We start from the raw sequence: 19,528 nt of genomic DNA, 5'->3' as shown, positions 1-19,528 counted from the left end.
TTTTCGCTTGTAAAACATCTAAAGTTGGTCAGTCTACTCATTTACTTACTAGTATTCCATAGAAATTTGTAGAGGTATTGGGTTGCTTATAGCCATGCAAAGGATGCAATGTGAATTACTGCAAGTTGACGCTTTAGCGTTTACTTGCAGTTTGAAGCTTGCAAGACTTGAGACGTTTTTTGGCTCAAGTCGCTCCCATGGCTATTCAACAGCAATCCAAAATACCGGAATAAATTTCTCTATCCAGCTTATTAACAGCGCAAAAAAAAAAGACGCCATCCCTTTTTGGAAAAGCGTCTGTTACAGTGTCAGATTTTGAATGATATTTTGGATATTTTTCATGTCGAAAGGGGATAAAATTTCAGAAAGGACATAGATCTCGGCTTTTCCATAAGGCGAACTGTCTCTGACAGGCGCGTTGGTCAAGACCAAGTCGTAGGCTTTTTTCGGCTGATATTTTTCTACTTGGATACCGTTGATGTGCCGCATGTTTAAAATCAGCAGATGATTCAATGCTTCTGTATAGATGGTTTCCATTTTCAAATCGATACCGACTTTTTTGATTTTTGTCATGTTGAACGTCACGATAGCTAACAAGCTGATGTACTTCAACAGCTCCATTTTCAATAAGCTGTCTTCCGACGACTCTTCGATCTCGAATTTGCCCATACTGATCATCCGTAATTGTTCAGCGAATGAGATCAAGTCTTTTCCGGTGAACTGCTTTTCTTTCGATAGAATCGTATCGTATTCATACACTTCGATTGCGCCTTTTAAGAAATACATCTTCGCGTGGATCTGAGACAAGTAGTAAAACATTTCTCTTTCCAGCATATACGGCAGTCTGCGGTAATTATAGTGGATGATGATCGTCTCAACGACATACGTATCGATCGTAGCAATCGGTGCTCGTCTAGCCCGCAGCAACGTATATTCATGAAAATCGTGTTCGGTCAATACGGGGAAAGCCAGCATAAAGACGAAATGCAGCATCGCTTCTTCTTCATCTACTTCAATCGAATAGCGGCTGAAGTAGCGCAACACCATCGAGCGCATTTTTTGGTAAAAGTGGTCTTCCATATAGGGCTCCATCAATCGGCGCAACTCTTTGTAGACTTTTTTTTTGCTGTTGACGCGGTTTTTGCTGATGTAAAGCCACACTTTCAACCGCTCTTTGCCTTCCGGTTCCAAATCGATGCCCATGAAGTTGATCGTTGCTTGCAGCAATTTGGCAACTTGATCGTCATTTTTCTTCGCCGCACTGGTTTGTTTGTCCGAGACATACCAGTAAAACTGATAATAAAAGTAGCGGATCTGCAGCTCTTCCCCTTGCAGTCGACCATTTCGAATCTTGATGTGGAACTCTTTCAAGTAATCGTTCAATTCTTTGATTTTTCGAAACAATGAAGATTCGCTGATCATCAGTTTTTGCGTCAGCTGTACGATTGAAAACTCTTGATGGCGATACAAGTAGCTGATGATTTTCACTTTGACCGACTCTTTTAGGTACACTTGATAGATGTGAGCCAGGGAAAATTCGTTGCTCATGAACAAGGTGATCATCGGTCCATCAAACTTTACTCGAACACTTTTTTTAAAAGGCTCCAATCGGTAAGCCAGCGACGCCAAGTCTTTGTCTAATGAAGCTCGAGAGACATCTAGATAGTCGACCATGTCGTTGTGGCTGACTTCTCCTCCGCTCAACACGAGTTTTTTCACCAAGTTCACTTCTCTGATTTCATGCTTCTCAAGAAAATTTTCAACTTTCATCCGTATCCCGCCTTATGTGTGGCCAAGCAACTAAGTTTGTCGTTTCAATAGTATTGGTAAAGGTTGGATGGAAAAAGAATTCCTTTTGACTCAGATCCTCCAACGTTTGATTTGTCTGGATAGCAAGAGCAAGTGTGTTGATTTTCTCCAGCACATCAGCTTTTGAGACCAGCTGAGCGCCTAACAGCTCGCGCGTTTCTTCATTATATACGTATTTGATTAGGACTTCTTCTGCAAATGGCAGACTGTTGGCTGGAACGATTTGCCGTTTGACACCTATAGGGTAGTCTGAAAACAAACCGTCCGATTCGGTCATTCCAGTACTTGCGATATGGTAGCCGAATGCTGACGTACCGATTGTCCGCAGCGATCCGTTGAATGTCTGTGCTGGTTTAACTAGGTTAGCTGCTGCGACGATACCGGTCCGTATGGCATTGTTCACTAGCGGGATATACATTGCTTCTTCTCCCATACAAGAAGGCAATTGGATGCAGTCTCCTACCGCCAATACATCAGGATGTGAGGTCCGCAAATATTCGTCCACCACAATCGTGTGGTCCATGTGCAAGTCGATTTGTCCGTCTAAAAAGCTCAAGTCCGGTCTAACGTTGACCGCTAAAATAGCTGTATCGCTTTCAATGTTTTTGTTTCCAAGCTTGATTTCCAACTTGTCTCCGACTTCATTAATAGCAGAAACGGTTTGGTTCATGTACAGCGCCACACCGGCTTCGTGCATTTCTTCTTGGATCGGCTGGATCATGTCTTTGTCGAAGTATTTGAACAAGACATAGTCCATATTTTCGACTAATGCCACTTGCTTCCCGTTTTTTGTCAGCAAGTCAGCTGCTTCTACCCCGATTTGCCCGCCGCCGATGATGGTGACGTGTTGGCTGGCTTGTAATTTCTCCAGAGCATCTTCCGCTTCTTTTAGACGTTTGTATTTCAGTACGCGGTCTGAGCCGCTTCCTTCGATTTTGTGCGACAACTGGCTCGAACCGGTCGCGATGATCAATTTGTCATATTCTAAAGTGATGGCTTCGTTGTCATGTCGGTATGTCAGTTGATGGTTCGCGGTATCGACTTTCTCGACAGTTGATTCCAGCAAAATCTTGATGCGTCGTTGTTCCAGGTCCGCTTCTTTAATGAAGTAAGCTTGTGACAGCGAGTCGATTTTTTTATCCAAATACAAATGCAGTCCATTAGGGATGTAGCCTAATTGAGGCTGCTTCTCCAATAAGCTGATTTCAGCGTTCGGGTGGTGTTTGCGCACTTCTAAAGCTGCCGTTACGCCAGCAAATGAAGCACCAATAATGGCTACTTTCATATAGATACTCCTTTGAATTCGTTTGACTTCAGTATACCATGTTCTTTTATTTAAAAAAGGGCTGGCCATTGCAACTTTATGGCAGTACGCAAAAAAGACTCCCATTTATTAGAGGAAGCCTTCTTGGTTATTGTATAAAGTCTGCTCTCGCAGTGCTTCAGCGCTTATTTTTTCATCCATAAGCTATTCATTTCCGACCGGTTTCGTGCTACAATAACTTGACCTTAATTAGAGATTCATATCTAATGATATGGACTGTAAAATTTCCTCTTTGTCCCCAGCCACTTCGATAAACTGGATTTCTCTAGCTAAGAAAGTATTCAAGTCTTCAAAAGTATACTGATTCTTTCGCAAGACCGTATCAAATGGGCAGTCCAGTATACCATCCGCGTTTAAAATGACATCTTTGTTGTCTACGTTTAAGCGAACGGTTTCATGTTGACCGATAATGACGTAAAAATAATGCTTCTGCTGCGAGTTATCTGAAGTATATTGCTGCTCTTCACTGATCACCACTGTTCGCCTGCCTTTTTATGGGCCTCATATACACAAAGCCTTTTTATTTTTAGAGTCTATAAACGAGCATTTCAACAATAGTATACCTATTAAAAACAGTATTAGAGCAAAAAGTGACAATAGTAACTAGACTATAGTAAGGAGTAATTCACATGGCTTATCAACCGATACCTATTGGTTCAACATTAAAAAAAATCCGCGAAAACAAAGGATATACACAAAAACAAATTTCAGATGAAAAAATGGCTCGATCGACTTACACCAAATTCGAAAATGATACGATCAGTCCTACTCTGCCTAAATACCTTGCTGTCATAGACCATATGGATATTTCGCACGAGGAATTCATGTATATTTTGCATGATTATCATTTAGGAGAAAAAGAATACTTCTTGCATTTATTTAAAAAATTGGAAAAACGCCCTACTCTTGCATTATTGGATGAAATTATTGAAAAAGGGGAAGCGTTAGTCCAAGACCGTTACGACCAATTAGTGTTGGATATCTTGAATGCTTGCCGAGGATATAAAGCGTTGTTGGAAGAACACGATTTAGAAAAAGCAAAAGGCTATGCTGAAAAAGTGTGGGAACGAATGGCAACGTTGGACAACTGGTACTTAGCAGAATTGCATGTCATCAATAGCATCTTATATTTGTTTAACAGTGAGACTGCAGTCGCATTCACTGATCGCGCCGTGAAAATCCTCTCAAAATACAAAGATTTTGACGAAGCCGTCACTTTACAGCACAGCTTTTTGCTGCACGTGACCAATTTGCTGATGATGGATAAAAAATATGAGCAGGCCTTAGTGTACTTGCGTTTATTGGATAACTCGAATGTTATGTTGGAGTGTCCTATCCTTTGGGGAGTCACACTGATTCGTAAAGAAGTGTGTATGACTAAAATTGGAGATCTTTCTGAACCGGGGCTGATCCATAAAGCGATTCAGCTGTTTGAATGTTTGAACCAACCGGATCTTGCAAGGTATGCAAAAGAAAATCCAGAGACTGTGTATAATCTCTATGCTCGTTTCCCAATTTCGCATATTAAAGCATTAGCGGTTTAAAAAAAGAGGTTGGAAAATTTTCCAGCCTCTTTTTGTTTATAGCTTTATTTATGAATGCATGACGCAATAATTAGTTACGACGTCCGCCGCGTCCGCCGCGTTTGCCTTCAGTGTTGCGTTTCAATGACGTCAAACGATCGTCACTGTCTTTTAAGAATGAACTCATCAATGTATCAAAGTCTTCTTTTTTATCTTTTTGTGCGTAAGAAGAATGATTTGTTTTTTGGTAACCTTGTCCTCTTGAAGAAGAACTTCCTCTATCGTTGCTTCGTTGATAATTACTGCTTGGTCTTGAACTTGAACTTGGTCTAGAGCTTGTAGCTGCGCTCGGTGCACTTGTTGGCGCTGCTGCTTCTGGTTGATCAACTGCTTTACGAATAGATAGACCGATTTTACCATCAGTACCGATTGTTAACACTTTAACCGTTACTTCATCTCCAACACTTAATACGTCGTGAATATCTTTTACAAAGCTGTCAGATATCTCACTAATATGAACCAATCCTGTTTTTCCATTACCCAAATCAATAAACGCACCAAAATTTGTGATTCCTGTTACTTTTCCAGGAACTTTACTACCGACTTCAATTGACATATAAAATTCATTTCCTCCTTGAATACTAGTACTGTCATTATAGCATGACTTCGTTTGCACATAAAGCTTTTTTATTCTCTCTCATTGCCGCAGTGGTGGATGTTGAACCCTTTTCCGGCACGTTAAACTCTTAGTTTTGATTAGCGTTTTTTGATTTTTCGTCGCTTTTAGCGGAGTCTGACTCTTCTAGTGTTTCCTCTTTTTGCGTTTTAGCCGCGTTATCTTCCGGGAAACTAAAAACAATCTCTCCTTCTTTCGATAAGTAATATTGGCTTCTAGCTAGCTTAGCTATGTATTCATCATCTTGAAGCTTTTTAACTTCATTGTGAAGATTTTCTTGAGTTGCCTCTACATGCTCCAACTCTTCAGCTGCTGCTGCTTTTTGCGCGTCCAAGTCAGAAATCAACTGAGTGTTTTTCACTAAGTTCATAGACAATCCCGCGATAAATAATCCACTGATAACAGCGATACTGGCTACTCGTCGTTTCCGCTGTTTTCTAAACTTGTTTTCGCGATGAGCTTGTACCGTTTTGGTTTGCGTATATTCGTTCCTTAATTGAGTTACCTTGCTTCTGTTTCTTTCTTTCATCCCTTACACCTCAATCCACAGTTATTTTTTCGGCTGACTGAACATTCTTTTTAAGTGTAACAATTTTTCAAATTTTTATCGCGTTAAACGATTTCTAAACAATATTGTATTTTTCTTAAGCAAATAAGCTCCCTTGCTCGCTTTTTTAGAAGCTGAAAAGAGATAAAAAACCCCTAAAACTCTAAACGCTTGATCTTGCAAACATTATACCAAGTATGCCTTTACATTTCTATCACGTTTTCAAAAAGTTTCAGCATTATTTTGTCTATAGATAGTCATTTTTTGTGTACTTATGATTAGGGGGGGGGCTTATTTCGGCCATGAGCTTGTTTTTTTCTTGCTCATGGCCGAGTTTCAGGCATGTTTAGTCCATGAGCTCGGTCGTTCCTCCGCTCATGGCTATTTACTTGATTCTGCTCGGCCATGAAGAGGTTTGAATTCCAGCTCATGGACTTTTTCAGCAGTTTTTCTGCTTCATAAGCAGATACCTAAACGCTTATTACTCAAGTGCATTCCCATTAAACCCCCTGAAGCTTTCTTTTCCATAATCAGGTTTCAGCTTTTCGGTCACGAAAAGTGTCCTTTTCTGCCTTGAGGTGTTGGTTTTAGCTGCTCATAGCCGAGTTGAGTGCTTATTTGGTCCATGAGCTCGGTCGTTTCTCCGCTCATGGCTGTTTTCTTGAAGCTGTTCGGCCATGAAGAGGTTTGAATTCCAGCTCATGGCATTTTTCCACAACTCTCCTTCTCACCAGCAGACACCGAAACACTCATTACCTAAGTGCATCCTCATTAAAACCTTCAAGCCTTCTTTTACCTAATAAGGTTTCAGCTTTTCGGACACGAAAAGTATCCTGATTGAATTTGCGTACCCTTTTGGAGAGTTTCTGCTGGAAAAAGAAACGCAAACAGAAAAAAGGAGCGCACTTTTTTTGTGCGCTCCTTTAAGTACCCAATTATTTTACAGTATTGCTCAAGATAGTGTACATATCTGCTGCTTCATCTTTTTTAGTCGTCTCGACCAGCTTGTCGATGCGGATGACAAGCGTGCGGTTACCGAATGCGATCGTTAACTCGTCGCCTTCTTTAACTGTAGAAGATGATTTTGCAACCGTTCCGTTGATTTGGATGCGGCCTTTGTCGGCAACCTCTTTAGCAATGGTACGGCGTTTGATGATGCGGGAAACTTTTAGGAATTTGTCTAATCTCATAAACCTAGCTCCTTTTCTTTTGCTTTGATTTTTTGCCAGATGGCATCTACTTCTTCAACTGTATTGGCTTCGACCCCGTCAAATACATGCGGGTGCCGACGTCTTAATTTGGTATTGATGGCTTCTAGAACGTCTTCCAACGTAAAAGCACCTGTTGATTCTGCGTAACTCGTTTGATACAAGATGTGGCACAACAAGTCGCCCAATTCTTCCGCCATATTGCGCGGATCCTTGTTGTAGATGGCTTCTACGAATTCGTCCACTTCTTCATGCAAGAACGGGATCAGCGTTTCATGCGTTTGCTGCTTGATCCAAATATCTCCGCCTTCTCCAGTGATCTCATCCAAATAAAACTGCAGCGTTTGGAACGACTTGGTACGTTCGTCTTGCTTTAAAGCGGGAACAAATAGCGCGCCTGATTTGGATTCCATTTGAAAAGAGGGTTCTTCATTCAAGGCGAACCATTCTACGTGTTCTTCTTCGGTTCCGGGTTGTTCAACGAAAGCTACCCGATGAGTCGAAGGATACTTTTTATCTAGGATAGACGCCACTAAGCTCAGCGCCGGAACCTCTTGGATGCCATCAATGATCACAGCTTGACCCGAAACGACTTGGTCGCCGTCCAGCTTGTTTACCGGGATCCATTGAAATCCAGCTGATGTATCTTGTTCGACTGCTTTAAAAACAGCTTCTAGTACAGATAATTCCATATGCTTCCCTACTTTCTCAGTACTCTTTTGCCAAATGGGAGTGACAACCATTCCCGAAGCGTCAAGAGTTTGAATGAAATAATGATTTTCACGAAAACGGCAGCACCCACTGCTACTCCAGCCAGAGCCAAGACAAACGACCCTAGACGACCAGCATCTAAACTAGTCAAGCTCAAAAGACTCACAGTTGCTAGAACGGTTGCTCCCATAATGAAGGAACTGGCAGCTAACTTCCAGCCGAATCCTTTTGCAAAGACCGCTATTTTGATTGGATCCGTCAGTTTCCACCAGCTGAAAGCCAGCGTAGACAAGAGCGCCAACACCGTTCCCAGACTAGAGCCTGCTGTGCCTAATAACACCACTAAAGGAGTATTGAGGATGCTTTTGACCACTAGCCCCAGCAGCAGACCTACAAAAGCTAAGCGGTGCTGATTGCGGCTTTGGAAAATAGCGTTCACTGCTCCGATCAATGAGGCTTCAAATACAGACACCACATAAATGGCGATCGTTACATCGCCTTCCTTGTCGCCGAACAACGTGTGGTTCAAGTAAGGCGTCAAGACGATCATCCCTATCGTTGCAGCTGCAGCGATCGTTGTCGTGATGCGTAAGAACGACTTCGCGATATGGTTAAAGTCGTTCGTTTTTCGTTCAATCACACTTGTCGTCAATGTCGGCAGCAAACTAGAAGAAAAGGCTGTGGCTACGACCATCCCTAATTGAACAAGCGGCTGGCCTCTGTCGTAAACCCCTTTGATGCTTCGGGCGACAGCAGGAGTGACTCCCGATTGAACCAATCCGTTATACAACGTGAACGAGTCGATCAATTGCAGCAAGATTAGCATGGCACTCAGTAAGCACAGCACCAATCCTTCTGTTCCTAACCGTTTCAACAGCGTTTGATAGGTCGGTAAAGGCACTGATTCTGGATACATGACACCAGAAAATGGGCTCTTTTTGTGATGAGATACCATAAACACCACCATCGTAACCGTTGCAGCCATTCCTGCGATCCATGCGCTGCTCATCGCATCCGCACCCATTTGATAAACGGAATCTTTGCTGGTTGTATAAGTATACGCCACCAACAAAATCACGGCTACTCGCACCACTTGTTCAACGACTTGAGAGACTGCGGTGGGAATCATTTGAAAGGTGCCTTGGAAATAACCGCGCGATACCGATAAGAAAGGCACCAGCAGAAATTGCCAGGACACGGCTTGAATGATGCCGCTGAGTTGGCGGTCTCCCATCCCGTCTGCGATCCTATTTGCGCCAAGATATAAAGCTAAAAAGATCGCAAGGGAAAATCCCGTTAACAGGATAAATAAGCGTTGTTGGACTTTTCGCTGCAGACCAGCTGGAGTTTCTGCAATGATCTTGGATAAGAAGACCGGCAACCCGTTCAGCGCCAGCGTCATCCCTAACCCGTACAGCGGGTAAATCTGCTGGTAGACGTAAAATCCCGTATTGCCGACCATATTTTGGAAGGGGACTCGGTAGACAGCGCTAAGGACTTTCGCTATAAAAGCAGCAATCGTTAAAATGACCGCACCGTTCATTGTTTTTTTCAGCTGCTGGTTTCCCATACATTTTCCGTCCTTCTTCTGCGTTTAGTTGTCTTGCTCTTTTTCTTTGATGCGGTATTCCGCAATGTGCTGCACAAATTTTTCGATGTGCCCCAACCATTTGTAAATGGATTTGAGGTAATCTTTTTCTAAGCGCAACGTTACTTTCAGCTGATCTTTTGCAGCTGCTACATTGGCTTTCAACGGTACCTCGCTTAACGCACGGAAGGTTTCTTCTCCAGGAAGAGTCTTCGTGCCTTCTTTTGAGAAGGTGATCTCTACTTCGTCGTCTTTGCGTCGGATATTTTCGACCAGCGCATATTCTCCGTAGTATTTGATAAGACCGATCGTCAACAGATCCGCTACTTCATCTGGGAAGTTGCCGAAGCGGTCGATCAAATCATCTTGCAGCTGCACGTATTCCTCGTGGCTGTTCAACTCGCGAATGCGTTTGTAAATCTCAATTTTTTGGCGTTGATCCGAGATGTATTCGTTTGGCAAGTAAGCATTGATGCCCAAGTCGATCTCCACTTTGGTTTTCTTCTCTTTCTCTTCCATACCGCGCTTACGTACAACGGCTTCGCTCAGCATTTCAGAGTACAAATCAAATCCGACTGAATCGATGAATCCGTGCTGTTGTTTTCCAAGCAGATTACCGGCTCCACGAATCGACAAGTCGCGCATCGCGATCTTGAATCCTGAACCTAATTCTGTAAAGTCTTTGATCGCTTGCAGACGTTTTTCGCTGACTTCGTTCAAGACTTTATTTTGCTGGTACATCAAGTACGCGTAAGCCACGCGGTTGCTTCGACCCACTCGTCCTCTCAATTGGTACAACTGAGACAATCCCATGTGGTCAGCATTTTCGACAAACAACGTGTTCACGTTCGGCATGTCGACTCCCGTTTCAATGATCGTCGTCGTGACCAGTACGTCATATTGACCATCCACAAATTCATACAATACATTTTCCAATTGCGATTCCGTCATTTGCCCATGCGCATAAGTGATTCGCGCATCCGGAATCAAAGCTTCCAGTTCACTAACTCGTCTTTCGATCGTTTCGACACGGTTGTACAAGTAGAATGCTTGTCCGCCACGAGCCATTTCGCGCTCGACAGCTTCTCTAATAGCACCTGGATTTTGTTCCATGACATACGTTTGGACAGGGTAACGACTGGAAGGCGGTGTCTCAATAACCGACAAGTCCCGCACTCCCAACATCGACATGTGCAAGGTTCTTGGGATAGGCGTAGCCGTTAGTGTTAGTACATCCACTTGTTTTTTCAGAGCTTTCAGTTTTTCTTTATGCTTCACACCGAATCGCTGCTCTTCATCAATGATCAATAATCCTAAATCACTGAATTCCAAGTCATTCGACAGCAAACGATGAGTTCCTACAACGACATCTATCTGTCCGTTCTTGATACCTTTCATCGTTTCCGTTTGTTGTTTTTTAGTTCGGAAACGACTCATGATCGAAACGTTCACAGGAAAATCAGCAAATCGTTCCACCATCGTTTCGTAATGTTGCTGCGCTAAAATCGTTGTCGGGACTAAAAAGGCGGCTTGCTTGCCTTCTTGAACAGCTTTGAAAACAGCTCTTAAAGCAACTTCCGTTTTCCCGTACCCAACGTCTCCGACCAATAAGCGGTCCATCGGTTTTTTTCGTTCCATGTCGCGTTTAATTTCTTCCGTACTTCTCAACTGGTCTTCCGTTTCTGAATAAGGGAAGGCGTCTTCGAATTCTTTTTGGTATTCCGTGTCCGGCCCAAATGCATACCCTACTTCTTGATCACGCGCTGCATACAGCTGGATCAATTCGTCGGCGATGTCTTCTACTTTGCTGGCTACTTTGTTTTTCGTTTTAGCCCATTCTGTTCCGCCTAGTTTGTTGACTTTAGGTTTCTTGGATTCAGAAGATACGTATTTTTGCAGCAAATTCAACTGCGTGACTGGGATGAACAATTTCGCATCGTCTTTATAGATAATGGACATGTAATCTTGATGGACCCCATTGATCTCAAGGGTTTCCATTCCGACATATTTCCCGATCCCGTGGTTTACGTGAACGACAAAATCGCCAGGATTCAATTCGCTGTAGCTCTTGATCCGTTCGGCGTTGGTCATCGTTTGACGGCGAGTCGGTTTTTTCTTCGCTACTTTATTGAACAATTCGCGCTCTGTCAGCAACACAAACTTCTCAGTCGGCAGCTCAAATCCATTACGGAAATTCCCGATCACGATTTGGACTTGTCCGGTTTCTACCGCATCTACATCGACGATCTTGCTATGGATTTCAAAGTCTTCAAATGTCTGATGTACTTTTTGCGCTCGTTCATTGGTTGGGACGGTCACTAAAACCGTATGGTGTTGCTTTTCCCAACGAGTCATCTCTGTTTTCAATAGTGGCATTTGCCCAAAGAATTGCTGCATGTTGCGGTATTGGAAAGCATGGATAGCGTCAAATCGCACATTTCCCATTCCTTTTTGGAACAAGACAAAATACAAACGATCCGCTTCTGTTTCTTTGATGACAGATTTAAAATCATGCGAAAACTTTTGATTCTGCAATATTTGACGAGCCCCTAATTTGTTGACGACCCATTCAGATTCTTCCGTTTCTGCATGGCGTTCCGCTTCCAAAATGCGCGGGTAATCGTCCAGTATCATCACACTGTCGTTCGACATGTAATCCAAGATACTGTTTTTTTCGTTGTAGATATAATCGGTGTACATCACCAATTCATTGATCGACTCTCCATAATTGAAAGCATCCACTATCGGCGCCAGATTTTTAGCAAATAACTGCTTATCGGCATCGTCAGTAATCAAACTCTTATTGTGTTCTACCGCATCATTGAAGGCTCCAGCGTTTTGCTGCAACAGCTCTTTTGTATAGATCGTGTCGCTGGCCGGTAAAATCTTGATGGATTCAATCGTGTTCACAGAACGCTGCGAACCGACTTCAAAAAAGCGCATCGAATCGACTTCCGTATCAAATAAGTCAATACGAACCGGATTTTCTTCCGTTAGAGGATAAATGTCGATAATCCCTCCGCGAATACTGAACTCCCCGTGATTTCCGACTAATTGTTGGCGCACATACCCCATATCGACCAGCTTTTGCGCCAGTTCGCTGGGATCCAATTCGCCGCCCATTTCCACTTCAAATGAATTCTCTTTCCATAGTTCCACAGACGGTAATAATTTGCGCACACCAGCCACCGGAACCAGTACGATCCCCGGCTTACCGGACAATAAGAAATCCATCGCCGCAATCCGCTCACTGCGGGCTTCTGGCGAGGCAATGGCCATTTCGGCATACACCATTTCATCTACCGGAAAAATGTGCAGCTGGTCTTCATCGACCATTCCGCTGAAATCTTCCATCAATTGATTGGCATGGAATAAATTGTGCGCAATCACAACGATCGGCTTTTGCTTTTGCTCTAAGATGGCAGCTATAACTAAAGTTCTAGCTGAACCAGACAAACCGGTAATCAGTTGCGATTGCTTCTTACCGATAGGATCGATCACTGCTTTTACATTATCCATACCAGCCAGTAACTGTACTACATCTCCCATATCAAATTTCCTCCGTTTGCATCTTCTGCATTAGTTAAAATGGTTCATTGTATCAATAAATTCATGACCTTCCAGCCAATAGTTCGTTGCTTCAGCACTTTTTTTGACAGCATTCAACATGTCTTCATGCACTTCTTTCGGAAAACCGCTCAACACATGTTGAACTACTGTTTGTTTAGGATACGGGCGATCGATTCCGATTCGGATGCGGTTGAAATCTTGCGTTCCGATGTGTTGGATGATGCTCTTGATCCCGTTGTGTCCGCCAGCACTTCCTTTTTGGCGCAAGCGAACTTTTCCGACCGGCAAATCTAAATCATCGTAGATCACTAATAGATCTTTTGTGTCTATATTGTAATAATCCATCAATGGTCGAACAGCTCTTCCAGACTCATTCATGAAAGTTTGCGGTTTAATGAACAACGTCTTTTCTCTGCCTACCCAACCTTCTGCTACGTCTGCTTCAAATTTTGATTTGTTGAAAGTAAATTTGTGTTGATAAGCTAATTCATCTAATGTAATAAAACCAATATTGTGTTTTGTGTCTTGATATTTTTTCCCAGGGTTTCCCAGGCCTACAATCATCTTCATTGTGCACTCTCCAATTTGATAGTTAATGGACGCAAAAAAGCGCTGCACGAAACAACTTTCGCCCAGTACCACTCTTTTTTTACTTTTTACTAGTATAGCACAATTCAAATCACAAAAGGAATAGGATGCTTGATTTAAAAAGTTTATGAAACTTTTCACATGATAGCGTTTTAATTAATCGCTAACTCTGTAAAAATGATTCCTTTTCAAGTATACTGAAAGTAGTCCAAAGAGGATCTAACATACTTACAAAGATTATGGGGGAATTGAACATGGAGACTAAAAAAAACAACGACAATCAAAAAATTATTTTGGTGGGGGACGGAGCAGTAGGTTCTAGCTACGCATTTTCTCTGGTCACACAAAATATTGCTCAAGAATTAGGGATCATCGACATCGACAAAGCAAGAACAGAAGGCGACGCATTGGATTTATCTCATGCTTTAGCTTTTACTTCTCCAAAAAAAATCTATTCAGCTAGTTACAGCGACTGCCACGATGCGGATATCGTCGTCATCACTGCAGGAGCAGCACAAAAACCCGGCGAAACTCGTCTGGATTTAGTAAAGAAAAATATGCGCATTTTTAAAGACATCATTGGCCAAATCATGGACAGCGGATTTGACGGCATCTTCTTAGTGGCGACAAACCCAGTGGACATCTTAACTTACGCAACATGGAAATTTTCAGGACTTCCAAAACACCGCGTTATCGGATCAGGTACATCTCTAGACAGCGCTCGTTTCCGTCAAGAGATTGCTACTTTATTGGACGTCGATGCTCGTAACGTGCATGGTTACATCTTAGGCGAACACGGTGACACTGAGTTCCCGGTTTGGTCACACGCCAACGTTGCCGGTTTACAAATCTACGAATGGATCAAAGAAAATCCTGGCGTAGACGAAGAAGCTTTAGTAGATGTTTTCTTCAAAGTTCGTGACGCTGCTTACGACATCATCGAGAAAAAAGGTGCTACATTCTACGGTATCGCCGTAGCATTGACGCGTATCACTAAAGCAATCTTAGACAACGAAAACGCCGTATTGCCGATCTCCGCTTATTTAGACGGCGAATATGGTCAATCAGACGTTTACATCGGAGTTCCAGCAATCATCAACCGCCAAGGAATCCGCAAAGTCGTAGAGATTCCACTAAACGACTCTGAACGAAGCAAAATGACTCACTCTGCTGAAACCTTAAGAAAAATTGGTTTAGAAGCATTGGAAGAAGTTATGAACGAGCAATAGCCTATGAAATTTTGCAAGCCTCTCTTTTTGAGAGGCTTTTTTGTTGATGTGGTATTGATTTTCGGCCATGAGCACGGTAATTAGTTCGCTCATGGCCGGAATTCAAAATTAATGTGCCATGAGCCTACTGTTTTATCGTCTGATGGCTGAAAGGCTGCTTCATTTCGGCCATGAGCACTTTATTTACTCTCTTCATGGCCGAAAAAGGTCTGCTCTACAATTTACCCCACCTAAAAAGACCATTGCTTAAAGCAGGTAATTTATAAGCCTGCTTTAAGCAATGGTCTTTTCCCGATATTCTTTCAAAAGTCATCAATCTTTTAAGTCATTTCTTTTTTAAGACTTGTCGTATTCTCTTTTCTGGAACCATCCCACCGCACCACTCTTTTATAGCAGAAACACCCACTTTGCGTTCAGGAAACAAAAGTTGATACTCTTTCACATGACGCTCGATTGCTTCTTGAACCTTCTCTCTGCTCCCACACTGCTCACAACAGATCGATTGATGTTTGGGTGCCAACGACTCAATAAACGAGTTACAATTTAAACAAATCATTCCTTTTTTCAACATTTCGTATTCATACTGCGGCAAGTTATCTTCGTACTTTTTAGGTTGGTTTAAACTGCATAATTTATCTGCGAGTGCTGTATGCACATGAGTCAACGGTTCTAAATTTTTTTCTACTTGTTCGAAGTAGCTGTTTATATTTGTCGGTAAAACAAGATGAGAAAAGTAAGGAGCTTCATACAAAGAAAAATTCGGATTTACATATACAAGAACAGCTTCAACCGGCATATGACCATAATTGAGTTCTTTGAGCACCTGCTTTAGTAATAGTTTACTACGGGGAAGCCTCAGCAGTGGATTATAAATTTCTATTTTAGAATCTAGTTTGTATAAACTCTCTTCTCTATACACAAACTCCCCTTCATAATTCTTCACCTCACATAAAATAACTTCCTTACTAGTAATGATTACCGTATCTAATTGAACATCAACGCCTCCAATGGTGAAGGACAAATCTTTAAGTACTATGCAATGTTTTATTTTATCTATTCTGTCATCTAAACAGCATTCGCCACCATACCCTTTTGACAAATTCACATAACGGACGTGGTATTTATGTTCTAAAGTCATTCGATTCCCGAGCGCCTCCAACACTAGTAAATCATACGGCTTTCCCCTCTTTTGAGTCATCACCTTTACATCCCCTCACCAAATTCAACAGTCTCTATCTATTAAGATACGCAAATGAAATGAGATTCGGTGTATAAAGACTCTCTAGTGAGTATGTTCTTTTAGGTAATCAGCTTTTTCTGTTGTTAATGAAGCAAAGAATGATTACTTTTCGGCCATCAGCTGGTCTTATTCCCCCTTCATGGACGGAGATGGCCGAGATGTCGGCTATGGTGATCTGGATTTTCTGGCTCATGGCAGGATTTACTTGCCCAAACGGCCATGAGCACTCAACTTTCTTTGCTCATGGCCGAAAAACACTAAAACAAAAAGCTTTAGTGAAGATGCTCTTTTAGGTAGTTGTCTTTTCCACCTCTAAACCAAGCAAAGATTGATTACTTTTCGGCCATCAGCTAGTCTTGCTGCCCCTTCATGGACGAAGATGGCCGAGATGTCGGCCATGGTGAGCTGAATGTTCTGGCTCATGGCCGAATTCACTTGCCCAAACGGCCATGAGCACTCAACTTTCTTTGCTCATGGCCGAAAAACAAACTAAAAAAAAGCTCTAGTGAGTATGTTCTTTTAGGTAATTGTCTTTTCCTCCTCTAAATCAAGCAAAGATTGATTACTTTTCGGCCATCAGATAGTCTTGATTCCCCTTCATGGACGGAGATGGCCGAGATGTCGGCTATGGTGATCTGGATTTTCTGGTTCATGGCCGGATTTACTTGCCCAAACGGCCATGAGCACTCAACTTTCTTTGCTCATGGCCGAAAAACACTAAAACAAAAAGCTTTAGTGAAGATGCTCTTTTAGGTAGTTGTCTTTTCCACCTCTAAACCAAGCAAAGATTGATTACTTTTCGGCCATCAGCTGGTCTTGTTGCCCCTTCATGGACGAATATGGCCGAGATGTCGGCCATGGTGATCCGGATTTTCTGGTTCATGGCCGGATTTACTTGCCCAAACGGCCATGGGCACTCAACTTTCTTTGCTCATGGCCGAAAAAGAGCAACCTAACCCCAAAAAAAACTCCATCTCTCCGAAAAAACGGAAAGATGGAGCCTAAATTCAATAATGTTACTTACCAGCCAATTGATAAATCGCTTCTGCATAGATTTCCATTGCTTTGTATAATTCATCTAAGGGCAGGGCTTCGTTTTCTTGATGAGCCAAGCTTTTAGAGCCTGGGAAGTGTGCGCCGAACGCTACCATGTTTGGCATTTGGCGAGCGTACGTTGCTCCACCAGATACGAATGGTTCTGTTTGGTCGCCAGTTTTTTCTTGGTAAACGCTCATCAATGTTTTTACTAATTCACTGTCTTTTTTCACGTATAATGAAGGAATTGAGTCGTACTCTTCGTACATCAAGCCGTAATCTTCCGCTGCTTTAGTAATTCCTGTAACTAATTCTTCTTTGTCATACGTTACTGGGTAGCGGATATCCAATGTAATCACTGATTTATATTCGTCGATCACTAATTTACCTGTGTTCAGCGTCATTTCTCCAGATACTTCATCTTTGATTTCGCCTAAAAGACTGTATCCGTTTGTTTCGTTGCCGATTTTTTCAGCAATGAAGCGTAACGCTGGATGAGATTCTACTTTGTTCAATCCTTGAACTAATTTGTTGATCGCATTGATTCCTTCACCTGAAACACTTGAGTGAACGGATTTACCTTTGACGATAACTTTTCCGTCTTCTTCAACGAACTCAACATCCAATTGTTTCAATTCATCTACCAAAGCTGCTGCTTTGTCGCCATCATAGATTGCTTCTCCTGGAACCACGTTAGAAGCTTCTCCTAATGCCAAATTCAATGAGTCGCTGCCTGGACCGATCAAGTTGATTTCCCATAATCCTTTTTCAGCATATGTCAGAGGGAATACACCATCCGGAACGAAACCTAATGATGGAATCTCTTCTTTTTTCGTATAGTGTTCCATACAACGCCATAGACTTTCTTCGTCAGTTCCGAAAATGAATCGAATGCGTTTATTGAAGGTTACGCCCTCGTCTAAAACTGCTTTAAATGCATATAATGCAGCTATCGTTGGTCCTTTGTCATCTTGAGTCCCGCGACCGTAGATTACGCCGTCACGAACATCGGGTTCAAATGGAGGAGTGATCCATTTAGCTAAGTTTCCGCCTGGAACAACGTCTAAATGACAGAGAATACCCAGCATTTCTTCCCCTTCGCCGTATTCTGCATATCCGTAATAACCTTCTGGATCAATGAACGTTTTCATGCCTAATCGTTCAGAGATTTCCAATGCTTTTTCTAAACATTCTTGGATTTTTTCTCCAAATGGCGGGAAACTCGAACCGTCTCCAGCATTTACTGAACCGATAGCAATCAGCTCTTTCAGTGCTTCAATACTTTCTTGTTGGTGATTTTCTTTTACCCATGTTGTCATTCCTTGACCTCCTAGCTGAATTTTAATCTTAAATAAATAGTACCATAAAAAAACAGCGAACATACACCCTAATAGGCTAAATATTGAATGAATATACAAAAAAACCGGATCTGCAGCTGCGCAAATCCAGTTCATCGTACTTATTTATTATTTGATGGGAATTTCTTTTCAAATAGTGGGCTGACAGATTTATTTTCATGAATCCGTTTAATGGCATCTCCCATTAATTCACTCACACTGATTTGAACGATTTTGTCACTCATTTTGTCCTCAGTCAGTTGAATCGAGTCCGTAACAATAACTTTCTTCATAACTGAATTTTCAATCCGTTCGATCGCTGGACCGGATAAAACTGGGTGTGTACAACATGCATAAACTTCTGTTGCACCCGCATCTTCTAAAGCTTGAGCAGCTAAAGTGATTGTTCCAGCAGTATCGATCATGTCATCGATCAAAATACATTTCTTGCCTTCAACGTTACCGATAATATTCATTACTTCTGCTACGTTTGCTTTAGGACGACGTTTGTCGATAATCGCAATTGGAGCTTTCAGGAATTCAGCTAATTTACGTGCACGAGTAACTCCACCATGATCTGGTGAAACAACTACTGTGTCTTCATTAGCAATACCGTTGTCTAAGAAATAGTTAGCTAATAGTGGAGCGCCTAATAAATGATCCACTGGCATATCAAAGAATCCTTGAATTTGAGCAGCATGTAAATCCAGTGTTAAGATACGATCTGCACCAGCTCTAGTAATCATGTTCGCAACTAGTTTAGATGTAATCGGTTCTCTTGAACGAGCTTTACGGTCTTGACGAGCATATCCATAGTAAGGAATAACAATGTTAACCGTTTTTACACTTGCACGTTTTAAAGCATCAATCATGATCAACAATTCCATTATATTATCATTTACTGGACTCGAAGTTGATTGAATGATGTAAACATGATCTCCACGGATACTTTCTTCAATATTGATTCTAATTTCTCCGTCACTAAACTGATTTACTGAAATTTTCCCCAGTTCAACACCAACAACTTTAGCGATTTTTTCAGCTAAAGGCTTGTTTGAGTTTAAGGCAAAGATTTTTAACTTCGGATCGAAATATTGTTCGGACATAATGACCTCCACTTTCTTTTTTAGACGAGCTGCGCAA

At 42.1% G+C, this 19,528-nt stretch carries 15 protein-coding genes; 2 read left to right on the top strand and 13 right to left on the bottom strand.

The features are described 5' to 3' along the window. Positions 1–300: 300 nt before the first annotated feature. From LMF32_RS06460 to LMF32_RS06450, 3 genes are all read right to left on the bottom strand, one after another. Entirely contained in the window at positions 301–1,770 is a 1,470-nt protein-coding gene (locus LMF32_RS06460) for a helix-turn-helix domain-containing protein (protein WP_230524228.1), read from the bottom strand. Then, a complete protein-coding gene (locus tag LMF32_RS06455; protein WP_230524227.1) occupies positions 1,760–3,094 on the bottom strand; it encodes an FAD-dependent oxidoreductase in 1,335 nt (444 codons plus the stop codon). The genes LMF32_RS06460 and LMF32_RS06455 overlap by 11 nt, the downstream gene beginning before the upstream one ends. A 228-nt stretch (positions 3,095–3,322) precedes the next feature. Beyond that, a complete protein-coding gene (locus LMF32_RS06450) occupies positions 3,323–3,610 on the bottom strand; it encodes a hypothetical protein (protein WP_188205326.1) in 288 nt (95 codons plus the stop codon). A gap of 152 nt (positions 3,611–3,762) precedes the next feature. On the opposite strand from LMF32_RS06450, the gene LMF32_RS06445 reads away from it, so the two are divergent. Next, positions 3,763–4,677 (top strand): helix-turn-helix transcriptional regulator, encoded by a 915-nt coding sequence (locus tag LMF32_RS06445; RefSeq protein WP_230524226.1) that lies wholly within the window; start codon positions 3,763–3,765, stop codon positions 4,675–4,677. A gap of 70 nt (positions 4,678–4,747) precedes the next feature. On the opposite strand, the gene LMF32_RS06440 is transcribed toward LMF32_RS06445, so the two are convergent. The 7 genes from LMF32_RS06440 to pth form a co-directional block, all read right to left on the bottom strand. Then, positions 4,748–5,272, bottom strand: coding sequence for a S1 domain-containing RNA-binding protein (locus LMF32_RS06440; protein ID WP_230524225.1), 525 nt, complete (start codon positions 5,270–5,272; stop codon positions 4,748–4,750). Between the two features lie 130 nt (positions 5,273–5,402). Then, positions 5,403–5,861 (bottom strand): septum formation initiator family protein, encoded by a 459-nt coding sequence (locus LMF32_RS06435; RefSeq protein WP_230524224.1) that lies wholly within the window; start codon positions 5,859–5,861, stop codon positions 5,403–5,405. Between the two features lie 953 nt (positions 5,862–6,814). After that, a complete protein-coding gene (locus tag LMF32_RS06430) occupies positions 6,815–7,069 on the bottom strand; it encodes an RNA-binding S4 domain-containing protein (RefSeq protein WP_230524223.1) in 255 nt (84 codons plus the stop codon). Then, positions 7,066–7,779, bottom strand: coding sequence for a MazG nucleotide pyrophosphohydrolase domain-containing protein (locus LMF32_RS06425; protein ID WP_230524222.1), 714 nt, complete (start codon positions 7,777–7,779; stop codon positions 7,066–7,068). The genes LMF32_RS06430 and LMF32_RS06425 overlap by 4 nt, the downstream gene beginning before the upstream one ends. An 8-nt stretch (positions 7,780–7,787) precedes the next feature. Then, complete coding sequence (locus LMF32_RS06420; protein ID WP_230524221.1) at positions 7,788–9,368, bottom strand: polysaccharide biosynthesis protein; 1,581 nt, start codon at positions 9,366–9,368, stop codon at positions 7,788–7,790. Between the two features lie 24 nt (positions 9,369–9,392). After that, positions 9,393–12,905 carry a transcription-repair coupling factor gene (gene mfd, locus LMF32_RS06415; protein ID WP_230525089.1) on the bottom strand — a complete coding sequence of 1,171 codons (3,513 nt, stop codon included), beginning with the start codon at positions 12,903–12,905 and terminating at the stop codon, positions 9,393–9,395. 60 nt (positions 12,906–12,965) lie between these two features. Beyond that, entirely contained in the window at positions 12,966–13,526 is a 561-nt protein-coding gene (gene pth / locus LMF32_RS06410; protein ID WP_188204844.1) for an aminoacyl-tRNA hydrolase, read from the bottom strand. A gap of 272 nt (positions 13,527–13,798) precedes the next feature. Between pth and LMF32_RS06405 the strand changes: the two genes are divergently transcribed. Continuing rightward, positions 13,799–14,773, top strand: a complete 975-nt coding sequence (locus tag LMF32_RS06405) for an L-lactate dehydrogenase (protein ID WP_188204843.1) — start codon at positions 13,799–13,801, stop codon at positions 14,771–14,773. 325 nt (positions 14,774–15,098) lie between these two features. Here LMF32_RS06405 and LMF32_RS06400 read toward each other — a convergent pair whose 3' ends face one another. The 3 genes from LMF32_RS06400 to LMF32_RS06390 all read right to left on the bottom strand — a co-directional run bounded on the left by LMF32_RS06400 (position 15,099) and on the right by LMF32_RS06390 (position 19,491). Further along, positions 15,099–15,911 (bottom strand): nuclease-related domain-containing protein, encoded by an 813-nt coding sequence (locus tag LMF32_RS06400; RefSeq protein ID WP_230524220.1) that lies wholly within the window; start codon positions 15,909–15,911, stop codon positions 15,099–15,101. A 1,118-nt stretch (positions 15,912–17,029) separates the two neighbouring features. Next, positions 17,030–18,367: a M20 family metallopeptidase gene (locus tag LMF32_RS06395; protein ID WP_230524219.1), complete on the bottom strand. Its 1,338-nt coding sequence runs from the start codon at positions 18,365–18,367 to the stop codon at positions 17,030–17,032. Between the two features lie 140 nt (positions 18,368–18,507). Next, positions 18,508–19,491, bottom strand: coding sequence for a ribose-phosphate diphosphokinase (locus LMF32_RS06390; RefSeq protein WP_188204840.1), 984 nt, complete (start codon positions 19,489–19,491; stop codon positions 18,508–18,510). Positions 19,492–19,528: the final 37 nt, after the last annotated feature.

This window comes from Desemzia sp. C1, assembly GCF_020882875.1.
Lineage (GTDB): Bacteria > Bacillota > Bacilli > Lactobacillales > Carnobacteriaceae > Desemzia > Desemzia incerta.
Note: the sequence above shows the minus strand (reverse complement) of the source record. Positions and strands in the feature narration are given on the sequence as shown.